Consider the following 12,733-nt stretch of genomic DNA (forward strand, 5'->3'; position numbering starts at 1 on the left):
AGCGAAGCACCCGCCGAGCAGCCCGCTCAGCAGGAGGCACCGGCTCCGAAGCCCGCTGCGGAGGAGAAGCCTGCACCGAAGCCCGCTGCGGAGGAGAAGCCTGCACCGAAGCCGCAGGCGCAGCAGTCCGCACCGAAGCCGCAGGCGCCGCAGTCCGCACCGAAGCCGCAGGCGCCGCAGTCCGCACCGAAGCCGCAGGCGCCGCAGTCCGCACCGAAGCCGCAGGCGCAGCAGTCCGCACCGAAGGTCGAGCAGTCCGCTCCGGCGCCCGCACCGAAGCCTGCCGCACAGCAGACCCAGCCGAGCGGTTCGACGCCGTACGTCACCCCGCTCGTCCGGAAGCTCGCCTCGCAGCACGGCGTCGACCTGTCCACGGTGAAGGGCACCGGTGTCGGTGGCCGTATCCGCAAGCAGGACGTCCTCGCTGCCGCCGAGGGTGACAAGCCCGCCGTCGCTGCCGAGCAGAAGACCGCGGCTCCTGCCGGTCCGGCTCCGGGTGTCCGTCCCGAGCTCGCCAAGCTGCGCGGAACGACCCAGAAGGTCAACCGCATCCGTCAGATCACGGCGAAGAAGACCCTCGAGTCGCTGCAGACCACCGCGCAGCTCACCCAGACCTTCGAGGTCGACGTCACCAAGATCGCCCAGCTCCGCGCACAGGCGAAGAAGTCGTTCTCCGAGCGAGAGGGCGTCAATCTCACCTTCCTGCCGTTCTTCGCGAAGGCCGTCGTCGAAGCACTGCGTGTGCACCCGAACGTCAACGCCTCCTACGACGACAGCAAGAAGGAGATCACCTACCACGCGGCCGAGCATCTCGGTATCGCCGTGGACACCGAGCAGGGTCTGCTCTCCCCGGTGATCCACAACGCCGGCGATCTCTCGCTGGCCGAACTCGCCCGCGCGATCGCCGACATCGCCGAGCGTGCCCGCAAGGGCGGCCTCAAGCCGGACGAGCTGGCCGGTGGCACCTTCACCATCACCAACATCGGCAGCCAGGGCGCGTTGTTCGACACCCCGATCCTCGTGCCGCCGCAGGCTGCGATGCTCGGTACCGGTGCGATCGTCAAGCGCCCCGTCGTGGTGAACGACGAGACCGGTAACGAGTCGATCGGTGTGCGGTCGATGTGCTACCTGCCGCTCACCTACGATCACCGGCTGATCGACGGTGCCGACGCGGGTCGCTTCCTCAAGACGATCAAGCATCGTCTCGAGGAGGGTGCCTTCGAGGCCGAGCTGGGACTGTAGTTCCGGAACACCGGCACCGATCCGGACATCCGCGCGGGGGCATCACCGGTCAGGTGGTGCCCCCGCCGGCGTTCGCGCACTACCCTGCTGCCCGCCTCGAGGCTGCGGCGTAGAGTTCTGAAACATGAGTAATCCCTCGTCTTCCGCCCGTTCCGATTCGGCTCCCGTCGCCGTCGCACGTCTCGGAACGATCGGATATCTCGAGGCCTGGGAGAAGCAACGAGAGCTCGCGAACGAGCGCGCCGACGGCATCGGTACCGACACCCTGCTGCTGCTCGAGCATCCGGCCGTGTACACGGCCGGACGCCGGACGGAGGAGGGCGACCGCCCCACCGACGGCACCCCGGTCATCGACGTCGACCGCGGCGGCAAGATCACCTGGCACGGACCGGGTCAGCTCGTCGGATACCCCATCGTCAAGCTCGCCGAGCCCATCGACGTCGTCGGATACGTGCGCCGCATCGAGCAGGCCCTGATCCGGGTCTGCACCGACATGGGTCTCGTGTGCGGCCGTGTGGAGGGACGTTCCGGCGTCTGGCTTCCCGCCGAGCTCCGCGACGGGCAGTGGCTGCCCGAGCGGAAGATCGCCGCGATCGGTATCCGCGTGCAGCGCGGGGTCGCGATGCACGGCTTCTCACTCAACTGCAATTCGGCTCTGGATGCCTTCGACGCGATCGTCCCGTGCGGCATCCGGGACGCCGGAGTCGCATCGCTGACCGGCGAACTCGGACGCGAGGTCACCGTCGACGAGGTGACGCCCGCGGTCGTGGACGCGGTGATCGATGCCCTCGACGGTCGAATCCCCGTGACGGAGTGCGATATCGACCGCGTGACCTTCGAGCAGGCGGTCGGTGCATCCGGAATTCCCTCCTCCGCTCCCGAATTCACGACGCACCGGTTCTGAGCGTCGGCCGCACCGGCCGGATCCGGGCCGGACCGGCGGCGTACGATCGGGTACGTGACTGTGGCCCCAGAAGGACGCAAGCTGCTGCGGATCGAGACCCGAAACGCGCAGACGCCGATCGAACGCAAACCCAACTGGATCAGGACCCGGGCGAAGATGGGCCCGGAGTACACCGACCTCAAAGGCCTGGTGCGACGCGAAGGTCTGCACACGGTGTGCGAGGAGGCCGGCTGCCCCAACATCTACGAGTGCTGGGAAGACCGGGAAGCGACCTTCCTCATCGGTGGCGAGCAGTGCACGCGGCGCTGCGACTTCTGCCAGATCGACACGGGTAAGCCGGCCGCGCTCGACCGCGACGAGCCGCGCCGGGTCGCCGAATCCGTTCGTTCGATGGGTCTGCGGTATTCCACCATCACCGGTGTCGCCCGCGACGACCTGCCCGACGGTGGTGCGTGGCTGTACGCCGAGACGGTGAAGCAGATCCACGCCCTCAATCCCGGCACGGGCGTCGAGAACCTCATCCCCGACTTCAACGGCAAGCCCGACCTCCTGCAGGAGGTCTTCGAGTCGCGTCCGGAGGTGCTCGCGCACAACGTCGAGACCGTGCCGCGCATCTTCAAGCGCATCCGCCCGGCCTTCCGCTACGAGCGCTCCCTCGACGTGATCCGGCAGGCCCGCGATTTCGGTCTGGTCACCAAGTCGAATCTCATCCTCGGTATGGGTGAGACGCCCGAGGAGGTCACCGCCGCGCTGCACGACCTGCACGACGCCGGATGCGACATCATCACGATCACCCAGTATCTGCGTCCGTCGCCGCTGCACCATCCGGTCGAGCGGTGGGTCAAGCCGCAGGAGTTCGTCGACCATTCGGAGGCGGCCCGCGAGATCGGGTTCGCCGGTGTGATGGCCGGACCGCTGGTGCGTTCGTCGTACCGTGCCGGTCGCCTCTACGCCCAGGCGATGGCCCACCACGGTCGTGAGCTTCCCGCCGATCAAGCACATCTCGCCGAGGAAGGCACCGCCTCCCAGGAAGCGGGTGCGGTGCTCGCGCGCTTCGGCAACTGACCTTTCGGCCGCTCGTCGCGGCAGGTCGTCACGGCCCCGGTGGTGGTAAGTGCGCCGTCACCGGGGCCGTATCCTTGAGTGCATGGCGAAGGGCAGTAAGAACGACAAGGAAGCGAAGGCAGCGGCCAAGGCCGCGCGGAAGCAGGCGTCGAAGGAGCGTCGCACTCAGCTGTGGCAGGCGTTCCAGATCCAGCGCAAGGAGGACAAGCTTCTCCTGCCGTGGATGATCGGCGCCCTCGTCGCTTCGATCGTGGTGTTCTTCGTCGTCGGCCTGATCTTCGGCATCGAGTGGTTCCTGTTGCCCATCGGCATTCTCGTGGGTGTCCTCGCGGCCTTCATCATCTTCGGTCGCCGCGTGCAGAAGAGTGTGTACGCCAAGGCCGACGGGCAAGCCGGCGCGGCGGCGTGGGCACTGGACAATCTGCAGGGCGCGTGGCGCGTGACCCAGGCGGTCGCCGGCACCACCCAGCTCGACGCGGTGCACCGCGTGATCGGCCGCCCCGGTGTCATTCTCATCGGCGAGGGCAACCCCGGTCGTGTGCGAGGCCTGATGGCGCAGGAGAAGAAGCGGGTCGCGCGTCTCGTCGGCGACACCCCGATCTACGAGTTCGTCGTGGGCAACGACGAGGGTCAGGTTCCTCTGTCGCAGCTGCAGAAGCGCCTGAACAAGCTGCCCCGCAACATCGACACCAAGCGGATGGACACCATCGAGGGACGGCTGTCGGCTCTGAGTTCGAAGAAGTCGGGTCCCGCCGTGCCCAAGGGCCCGCTTCCCGCCGGCGCGAAGATGCGCAGCGTCCAGCGGACCATCCGCCGCCGCTGAACTTCCGGTAGCACGTCGAAGGCCGCGTTCCTCGGAAGAGAAACGCGGCCTTCGGTGCAGCCCGGTTACCGGCGGGGTCAGCGCGACCGGACGACCGCGGTGCCGGTGACACGGTCCTGCAGGCCCCGTCCGTCGATATCGGTGACGAGGGCGGGCGCGATGAACACCAGCAGCGCCTGCCGTGCCAGAGCGCGCACGATACCCACTCGCACCGGGGCATCCACGCGGATCACCTGCAGTCCGGCGACGAACTGTCCGGGGGTGAACGAGAACAGGGTCACGCAGCCGATGCCCACCACGGACCAGACGATGAGGGTGTAGGCGGACAGGAGCGGACTCTCGAGCGGGTTGTTCCCCACGATGCCGGCCGCGATGGCCATCGACATCAGCCAGTCGATCGCGAGGGCGAACGCGCGGCGGGTCGTGGCCGGGAGGGATCCGGGGCCGTGCTCCGGGAGACCGAGCAGCTGGCCCGGATAGTCCTGTTCCTGCTCGAGTCCCTTGGGGAGCGCCGCAGCGGGTCCGGAAAGCCAACTGCCCGTCATTCGTGCCATACGACCAGGATAAGCTCTCTCGTGCGGACCAGCGCCGACCCGTGTCTCCGCGGTGACTTATACCACCTTTTCGACCTCACAGCAGGGCGAAGGCATGTGTAACACCCGCGAAACATAGGCTTGATGGACGGGCAACACCAGATCCATAACGTCTGATCCGACGCAGGCGCCCAGCACACCATGGCGCGCACCGACTGAAGGAGCACTAGCGTGGCGTTCACCACGGCCGAAGAGGTCATCAAGTACATCGCGGACGAGAACATCGAATACGTCGATATCCGCTTTACGGACCTGCCCGGCATCGAGCAGCACTTCTCGATCCCTGCGAAGGCGTTCACCCAGGATGTCTTCGACGACGGCCTGGCGTTCGACGGGTCCTCCGTGCGGGGATTCCAGTCGATCCACGAGTCGGACATGCTGCTGCTGCCCGACGTCACCACCGCCCGCGTCGATCCCTTCCGTGCTGCCAAGACGCTGAACGTCAACTTCTTCGTCCACGACCCCTTCACCCGTGAGTCCTACTCGCGCGACCCCCGCAATGTCGCCCGTAAGGCCGAGGAATACCTGATCAGCACCGGTATCGCCGACACCGCCTTCTTCGGTGCCGAGGCCGAGTTCTACATCTTCGACTCCATCGCATACGACTCGAAGATGAACGGCGCCTTCTACGAGATCGACGCGATCTCGGGCTCGTGGAACACCGGCGCGGAGTACAACCCCGACGGCACCCCGAACCGCGGCTACAAGGTTCGCGCGAAGGGTGGCTACTTCCCGGTCGCGCCGTACGACCACTACGTCGACCTCCGCGACGAGATCGCCACCAACCTGCAGAACGCAGGCTTCGAGCTCGAGCGCGGCCACCACGAGGTGGGCACCGGCGGTCAGGCCGAGATCAACTACAAGTTCAACACCCTGCTCGCCGCAGCCGACGACCTGCAGCTGTTCAAGTACATCGTCAAGAACACGGCGTGGAAGGCCGGCAAGACCGTCACCTTCATGCCGAAGCCGCTGTTCGGCGACAACGGTTCGGGCATGCACGTCCACCAGTCGCTGTGGAAGGACGGCAAGCCGCTGTTCCACGACGAGTCCGGCTACGCAGGCCTGTCCGACGTCGCACGCTGGTACATCGGCGGCATCCTGCATCACGCACCGTCGCTGCTCGCCTTCACCAACCCGACGATCAACTCGTACCACCGTCTGGTGCCGGGCTACGAGGCTCCGATCAACCTGGTCTACAGCCAGCGCAACCGTTCGGCCGCCGTGCGTATCCCGATCACGGGCAACAACCCGAAGGCCAAGCGCCTCGAGTTCCGCGCACCGGACTCCTCGGGTAACCCCTACCTGAACTTCGCCGCGCAGATGATGGCCGGCCTCGACGGCATCAAGAACAAGATCGAGCCGCTCGCTCCGGTCGACAAGGACCTCTACGAGCTTCCGCCGGAGGAGGCGAAGAACATCCCGCAGGCCCCCACGAGCCTGTCGGCTGTCATCGACAACCTCGAGCGCGACCACGAGTACCTGACCGAGGGTGGCGTCTTCACCAGCGACCTCATCGAGACCTGGATCTCGCTGAAGCGCGAGCAGGAGATCGCACCGGTCAACCTGCGTCCGCACCCCTACGAGTTCCAGCTGTACTTCGACTGCTGAGTCGCGTAGTCGCGTAGGTCGTCGACCTTCGGAACATCGGTCCGTTCGCCCGGTCGGGGCGAACGGACCGATGTCGTTTCACCCCCGGTCGCACCACACGGTACGCGGCACCGTGATTCACGGCCGCCACAGCACCGGTGAGCCCTGTCGACATGCGAAAACCGTTCGTTCACCGGCTGATCCGTCGAAATCGCGACCGACTCCAGAAAAGTAGTCCATAGTGGGCACGTGCCCTCGACGCGGGATTTCCCCGAGCGGTTACGCGCAGCCGGTCTTCGCGTGACCCGACAGCGTCTGGCGGTGCTCGAAGCAGCGCTCGAGCACCCGCACGCCGACGCCGATCGCATCTTCGGAGCGGTCGGAACCGTCCTTCCCGGCATCGCCCGGCACACCGTGTACGACGTCCTCCACGCACTGACAGCAGGTGGGCTTCTCCGTCGAATCGAACCCGCGGGTTTCCACGCACGATACGAAGTGCGTGTCGGCGACAGCCATCACCATCTCGTCTGCCGGTCCTGCGCCACCATCTCGGACGTCGAGCACACCCTCGGCGACACGCGCTGCCTCTCGCCGCCCGACGATGCAGGCTTCGACCTCGACGAGGCGGATGTCGTCTTCTGGGGTCTGTGTCGCGACTGCTCGACAGAAGACCTACGACCACAGCCCAGAATCGGTCCGATCCACTGATCCGGAAGGAAAAGCGCAGTGTCCGAAAGCGAAAACCCGGCAGTCCCCTCCCCCACGGCCTCCCCACATCGACCCAGGACCAACCAGGACTGGTGGCCGGATCAGCTGGATCTGACGGTGCTGCATACGCATTCACCGTTGGCCAATCCGATGGAACCCGGCTTCGACTACTCGAAGGAGTTCGAGAAACTCGACGTCGAAGCGCTCCGTCAGGATCTCTTCGACCTGATGACGGACTCGCAGGATTGGTGGCCGGCAGACTTCGGTCATTACGGCGGGCTGTTCATCCGGATGAGCTGGCATTCCGCCGGCACCTACCGCATCGCGGACGGCCGCGGCGGTGGTGGCAAGGGCGCGCAGCGTTTCGCTCCGCTCAACAGCTGGCCTGACAACGTGAGCCTCGACAAGGCCCGTCGTCTGCTCTGGCCGATCAAGCAGAAGTACGGTCGCGCCCTGTCGTGGGCCGATCTGCTGGTCTTCGCCGGCAACTGTGCCTACGAGTCCATGGGTTTCAAGACCATGGGCTTCGCCTTCGGCCGCGAGGACATCTGGGAGCCCGACGAGGTCTTCTGGGGCCCGGAGGACACCTGGCTCGGCGACGAGCGGTATGCCGGCGAGCGCGAACTCGAGGGGCCGCTCGGCGCTGTGCAGATGGGCCTGATCTACGTCAATCCCGAAGGCCCCAACGGGAACCCGGAGATTCTCGCCTCCGGCCGCGACATCCGCGAGACGTTCAAGCGGATGGCGATGAACGACATCGAGACCGCTGCCCTGATCGTCGGCGGACACACCGTCGGCAAGACGCACGGTGCCGCGCCGGCCGACAATCTCGGCCCCGAGCCCGAGGCCGCACCGCTCGAACAGCAGGGGCTCGGCTGGAAGAACTCGTACGGCACGGGTGTCGGTTCCGACACCATCACCAGTGGCCTCGAGGTCACGTGGACGCCGACTCCGACGAAGTGGGACAACACCTTCCTCGAAACGCTCTACGCCTTCGAGTGGGAGAAGACCAAGAGCCCGGCCGGAGCGTGGCAGTGGACGCCGAAGGACAACGGCGGAGCCGGCACCGTTCCCGATGCGCAGGATCCCTCGAAGAAGCACTCTCCCGCGATGCTCACGAGCGACCTCGCCCTGCGCTACGACCCGATCTACGGGGAGATCACTCGACGGTGGCTCGATCACCCCGAGGAGCTCGAGCAGGAGTTCGCCAAGGCGTGGTTCAAGCTGCTGCACCGCGACATGGGTCCGATCTCCCGGTATCGCGGTCCGTGGATACCGGAACCCCAGATCTGGCAGGACCCGGTCCCGGACGTCGATCACGAACTGGTCGACGACAGCGACATCGCCTCGCTCAAGAACACGATCCTCGAGTCGGGGGTGACCGTTCCACAACTCGTCGCGACGGCATGGGCGGCAGCCGCAAGTTTCCGCGGTACCGACAAGCGCGGCGGGGCGAACGGCGCGCGGATACGGCTCGAGCCGCAGAAGAACTGGGAGGTCAACGAACCCGAGCAGCTCGCGCAGGTGCTGCAGACCCTCGAAGGCATTCAGGAGCAGTTCAACAGCTCGGCCGGTGGGAACAAGAAGATCTCGCTGGCGGATCTGATCGTGCTCGCCGGTAGCGCGGCGGTGGAGAAGGCCGCCAGGGATGCCGGGTACGACGTCACCGTTCCGTTCGCGCCGGGTCGCACGGATGCCTCGCAGGAGTGGACCGACACCGAGTCGTTCGCGGTGCTCGAGCAGCATCACGACGGGTTCCGCAACTACCTGCGCGGTGGCGAGAAGCTGCCGCCCGAGAAGCTGTTCCTCGAACGTGCGAATCTGCTGACGCTGACGGCCCCCGAGATGACGGTGCTCGTCGGTGGTCTCCGCGCCCTCGGAGCGAACCACGGTGGCAGCACGCACGGTGTGTTCACCGACCGGCCGGAGACGCTGACGAACGATTTCTTCGTCAATCTGCTCGACATGGGGACCGAGTGGAAGGTGTCCGAGTCGAGCGAGGGTGTCTACGAGGGGCGGGCCCGCGGAACGGACCAGGTCAAGTACACCGCGACCGCCGTGGATCTCGTGTTCGGCGCGAACTCGCAGTTGCGGGCACTCGCCGAGGTCTACGCGGCCGCCGATGCCGGTCCGAAGTTCGCCCGCGACTTCGTCGCAGCGTGGACGAAGGTGATGAACCTGGATCGCTTCGACCTGAAGAAGTGAGTGCGTCGGTGGCTCGCGAGGGCCACCGGACATCCCTTACCGGAGCCACCCGTCGTGATCGGCGGGTGGCTTCGTCGTGCAGGCCGCGGCAGGAGGGAGAAACGGACTGGACAGCCTTACTACACACGGGTGTACCGTGAAGGCGCAGCGTTGGTGATATGTGTCACATCTGCGTTCGGGGGCACAGATGCGGCGAAGTCCGTATTCGACGACTCGTCTCCTCGGGAGGCCCACCATGCGTAGATCCCTCGTTGCGGCGGCCTGTGCCGTCGCTCTGCTTTCCCCCGTCCCCGTGAGCATCGCGCTGGCCGGCAGCGCGGCAGCGGAAATCGGCGACTTCTCGGTCGTCGGTATGTCCCAGGAACAGGCCGAAACCGCCCTCTCCGAGGCGGATATTCCCTACGTCATCCTCAATCGTGCCGGCAACAAGCTGAAGAACTGCCGGGTCACCGAACAACGCGACCGCGGATACAAGGTCGAGGACGAATGGGAATGGGACTCCGGGAACAGCGAGTGGACCAAGACGGAGACGGAGGTCTGGCGCGGAGTCGCTCTCGTGGTCTTCTGCGACTGACCGACCCGCGACCCCGGTCCGCTAATCCCAGAAGACCCTCTCGACAACCGCCCGTGCCCGGCGCGTCACTCGCAGGTAGTAGTCGAGGAACTCCGACGCGTCCTCACCGCGCCAGCCCGTCACCCGTGCCACTGCTTCGAGCAACCTGCCCGGCCCCGGGAGCTGATCGGTTCGCTTGCCGCGCACGAGCACGAGACAGTTCCGCGCATCGGTGGCGGTGATCCAGGCGGCGCGCAGGAGTTCGACATCGGTCGCGCTGAGCAGTTCCGCGGCGCCGATGGCGTCGAGCGCCTCCAGAGTGGAGGTGGTGCGCAGCGACCCGATGCCGTGGGCGTGCTGCAACTGGAGCAGCTGCACCGTCCACTCGATGTCGGCGAGGCCGCCGCGTCCGAGCTTCGTATGGGTGGCCGGATCGGCGCCGCGGGGCAGTCTCTCCGAGTCGACGCGCGCCTTGATCCGCCGGATCTCCCGGACGGCCTCCTGCGACACCCCTCCCTCGGGATAGCGCACGGGATCGATCATCCGGAGAAAGCGCGTGCCGAGCTCGGGATCTCCGGCGACGGCGTGCGCCCGGAGCAAGGCCTGCACCTCCCACACCTCGGCCCACTGCGTGTAGTAGGCCCGGTAGGACGCGAATGTGCGGACCAGCGGTCCGCTGCGGCCTTCCGGACGCAGGTCGAGATCGACTTCGAGCGGCGGGTCGGTACTCGGCGCGCCCAGCAACCGTCGCACCTGTTCGGCGATGCTCGTCGCCCACTTGACGGCCTGGGTCTCGTCGGCATCCGGCAGCGGGTCGCACACGAACAGCACGTCCGCATCCGAGCCGTATCCGAGTTCGCCTCCCCCGAGCCGGCCCATCCCGATCACGGCGATGCGGGCGGGGGCCGGCCCGCGCGACTGTTCGGATGCGCGGATCACCGCATCGAGAGCGGCTTCGAGCACACCCGCCCACACCGTGGACAGTGCCCGGCACACCTGGGGCACGTCGAGCATCCCGAGGATGTCGGCGCTCGCGACCCGCGCCAGCTCGGCTCGCCGGAGCGAGCGTGCCGCAGCGATCGCCCGCGCGGGATCGCTGTAGCGCGCCGACGATGCGACGAGCGCGCCCGCCACCTCGGGTGGGTTCGCCTCGAGCAACCGGGGACCGGTCGACGCATCCGCGTACAGCCGGATGACCTCGGGTGATTTCACGAGCAGGTCGGCGACGTAGGCGGACGAGCCGAGTACCGTCATCAGGCGTTCGGCCACCGCCGGCTCGTCGCGCAGGACGCGCAGGAACCAGTCGGTGTCGTAGAGCGCCTCGGACAGGCGCCGGTAGGCGAGCAGACCCGCATCGGGGTCCGTTGTCTCACCCAGATATTCGAGCAACTGCGGGAGCAGCAACGCCTGGATCCGCGCCTTGCGGGAGGCGCCTCCCGACAACGCCGCGAGGTGTTCCATCGCGTGTTGCGGCGCGTTGTACCCGAGAGCGGCGAGCTGACGGACGGCCGCGTCCGGCGACAGACGCAGCGCTTCCTTGTCGAGCTTGGTGACCGAGTCGAGCAGCGGCCGATAGAACAGGCGCGCATGCAACTTGCGGATCCGCGACGCGTTGCGTTTGATCTCCGATTCGAGGACACCGAGCGCGTCCTTGCGTCCGTCCGGCCGAATGTGCGCGGCGCGGGCGAGCCACCGCAGTGCCTCCCGGTCCTCGGGTGGCGGCAGGGTGTGGGTCCGCTTGAGCCGCTGTAGTTGCAGGCGGTGTTCGAGGAGGCGGAGGAACTCGTAGGACGCGCGCATGTTCGCGGCGTCGTCGCGTCCCACATAGCCACCGTCCGCGAGAGCACCCAGGGCTTCCACGGTGTTGGGCACGCGGAGCGATTCGTCGACGCGTCCGTGCACGAGTTGCAGCAACTGCACGGCGAATTCGACGTCACGAAGACTACCGCGACCGAGTTTGAGTTCGCGCTCACGCAGTTCCGGGGGCACCATCTCCTCGACCCGCCGGCGCATCGCCTGCACGTCCGGGACGAAGTCCTCGCGTTCGGAGGCCGTCCACACCAGCGGGCTCAGGGCATCGACGTAACGCCGGCCGAGTTCGAGATCGCCGGTCATCGGCCGGGCCTTGAGCAGCGCCTGGAACTCCCAGGTCTTGGCCCACCGGTTGTAGTACGCCACATGGGATTCGAGGGTGCGGACGAGTTCGCCGCGCTTACCCTCCGGACGCAACGCGGCGTCGACGTCGAAGAACGCCGACGACCCGATGCGCATCATCTCGGCCGCGATCCGGGCGGCACGGGCGTCCGCGGGTTCGGCGACGAACACGACGTCGACGTCGCTGACGTAGTTCAGTTCGCGCGCACCGCATTTACCCATGGCGACGACTGCGAGGTCGACCGGGCACGGCCCCTCGGGGACGACCGTGGACACCGCCACCGCGAGCGCCGCGGTCAGGGCCGCGTCGGCGAGATCCGCGAGCAACGCACCGACCTCGAGATACGGAAGGACCGGTTCGTTCTCGACCACGGCGGCGAGATCCGCGGCGGCGATCAGCATGAGCTGATCGCGATAGGTGGTCCGCAGCGCGGCCACCGCGTGCGGACCGACGAGTCCGGCCCGGTGGACCAGCCGGCCGGGGCGCCCACCCGGCTCGGGCTCGGCGTCGACGCAGTCGAGCATGCGGGCGGTGAAGGTGTGCTTGTCGGGCAGCACGACCGTGCCCGCGAGCATCTTCCAGCGGTCGGGATGGGCCACGACGTGGTCGCCGAAGGCAGCCGACGCCCCGAACAGGCCGAACAGCCGTCCTCGGAGCCCGGTGTCGGAGCGGAGGGCGGAGTCCAGTTCGGCCCAGTCCTCACCGAGAGATTCGGACAGTCGCGCAAGGGTGCGCAACGCCAGGTCCGCATTCGGGGCACGGGACAACGCCCACAGCAGTTCCACGCTGTCGGCGTCGTTCCATCCCAGTTGAGCGAGTTCGGCGGGCGCGGTCGGCTCGACGAGCCCGAGCCGGCCCGGCCCGGGTATCACCGAGCGTGCGCTTGGCGGTCTCACTA

General features: G+C 67.2%; 10 protein-coding genes. 8 read left to right on the forward strand and 2 right to left on the reverse strand.

Translation table 11 applies throughout. The annotated features are described in order from the left end of the window. The 4 genes from sucB to MOM01_RS18745 form a co-directional block, all read left to right on the forward strand. Positions 1-1,242: 2-oxoglutarate dehydrogenase, E2 component, dihydrolipoamide succinyltransferase (gene sucB, locus MOM01_RS18730; RefSeq protein ID WP_241386953.1), on the forward strand; the 1,242-nt coding region annotated here is incomplete at its 5' end. Between the two features lie 124 nt (positions 1,243-1,366). After that, positions 1,367-2,146, forward strand: coding sequence for a lipoyl(octanoyl) transferase LipB (gene lipB, locus MOM01_RS18735; protein WP_241386954.1), 780 nt, complete (start codon positions 1,367-1,369; stop codon positions 2,144-2,146). A gap of 54 nt (positions 2,147-2,200) precedes the next feature. After that, the gene (gene lipA / locus MOM01_RS18740) at positions 2,201-3,211 is read left to right on the forward strand and encodes a lipoyl synthase (protein ID WP_241386955.1); all 1,011 of its coding nucleotides are present in this window, start codon (positions 2,201-2,203) and stop codon (positions 3,209-3,211) included. Positions 3,212-3,293: 82 nt separating this feature from the next. Continuing rightward, positions 3,294-4,034 carry a DUF4191 domain-containing protein gene (locus MOM01_RS18745; protein WP_241386956.1) on the forward strand — a complete coding sequence of 247 codons (741 nt, stop codon included), beginning with the start codon at positions 3,294-3,296 and terminating at the stop codon, positions 4,032-4,034. A 77-nt stretch (positions 4,035-4,111) separates the two neighbouring features. On the opposite strand, the gene MOM01_RS18750 is transcribed toward MOM01_RS18745, so the two are convergent. Further along, a complete protein-coding gene (locus MOM01_RS18750) occupies positions 4,112-4,588 on the reverse strand; it encodes an RDD family protein (RefSeq protein WP_241386957.1) in 477 nt (158 codons plus the stop codon). 210 nt (positions 4,589-4,798) lie between these two features. Between MOM01_RS18750 and glnA the strand changes: the two genes are divergently transcribed. The 4 genes from glnA (at position 4,799) to MOM01_RS18770 (ending at position 9,701) form a co-directional block, all read left to right on the forward strand. Beyond that, positions 4,799-6,235, forward strand: coding sequence for a type I glutamate--ammonia ligase (gene glnA / locus MOM01_RS18755; protein WP_241386958.1), 1,437 nt, complete (start codon positions 4,799-4,801; stop codon positions 6,233-6,235). Between the two features lie 228 nt (positions 6,236-6,463). Continuing rightward, the gene (locus MOM01_RS18760) at positions 6,464-6,922 is read left to right on the forward strand and encodes a Fur family transcriptional regulator (protein WP_241386959.1); all 459 of its coding nucleotides are present in this window, start codon (positions 6,464-6,466) and stop codon (positions 6,920-6,922) included. A gap of 18 nt (positions 6,923-6,940) precedes the next feature. Beyond that, positions 6,941-9,127, forward strand: coding sequence for a catalase/peroxidase HPI (gene katG, locus MOM01_RS18765; protein WP_241386960.1), 2,187 nt, complete (start codon positions 6,941-6,943; stop codon positions 9,125-9,127). A 235-nt stretch (positions 9,128-9,362) separates the two neighbouring features. Next, positions 9,363-9,701, forward strand: a complete 339-nt coding sequence (locus MOM01_RS18770) for a hypothetical protein (RefSeq protein WP_241386961.1) — start codon at positions 9,363-9,365, stop codon at positions 9,699-9,701. A gap of 21 nt (positions 9,702-9,722) precedes the next feature. On the opposite strand, the gene MOM01_RS18775 is transcribed toward MOM01_RS18770, so the two are convergent. Beyond that, complete coding sequence (locus MOM01_RS18775; RefSeq protein ID WP_241386962.1) at positions 9,723-12,731, reverse strand: bifunctional [glutamine synthetase] adenylyltransferase/[glutamine synthetase]-adenylyl-L-tyrosine phosphorylase; 3,009 nt, start codon at positions 12,729-12,731, stop codon at positions 9,723-9,725. Between the last annotated feature and the right edge of the window lie 2 nt (positions 12,732-12,733).

Origin of the sequence: Rhodococcus sp. CH91, assembly GCF_022554085.1 — a bacterium.
Lineage (GTDB): Bacteria > Actinomycetota > Actinomycetes > Mycobacteriales > Mycobacteriaceae > Rhodococcus.

What these genes read in the sequence shown, in the direction of transcription:
- MOM01_RS18770 (WP_241386961.1), top strand. Translation starts at nt 9,363, where the DNA reads ATGCGTAGATCCCTCGTTGCGGCGGCCTGTGCCGTCGCTCTGCTTTCC.
- MOM01_RS18750 (WP_241386957.1), bottom strand. Translation starts at nt 4,588, where the DNA reads ATGGCACGAATGACGGGCAGTTGGCTTTCCGGACCCGCTGCGGCGCTC.
- MOM01_RS18745 (WP_241386956.1), top strand. Translation starts at nt 3,294, where the DNA reads ATGGCGAAGGGCAGTAAGAACGACAAGGAAGCGAAGGCAGCGGCCAAG.
- lipB (WP_241386954.1), top strand. Translation starts at nt 1,367, where the DNA reads ATGAGTAATCCCTCGTCTTCCGCCCGTTCCGATTCGGCTCCCGTCGCC.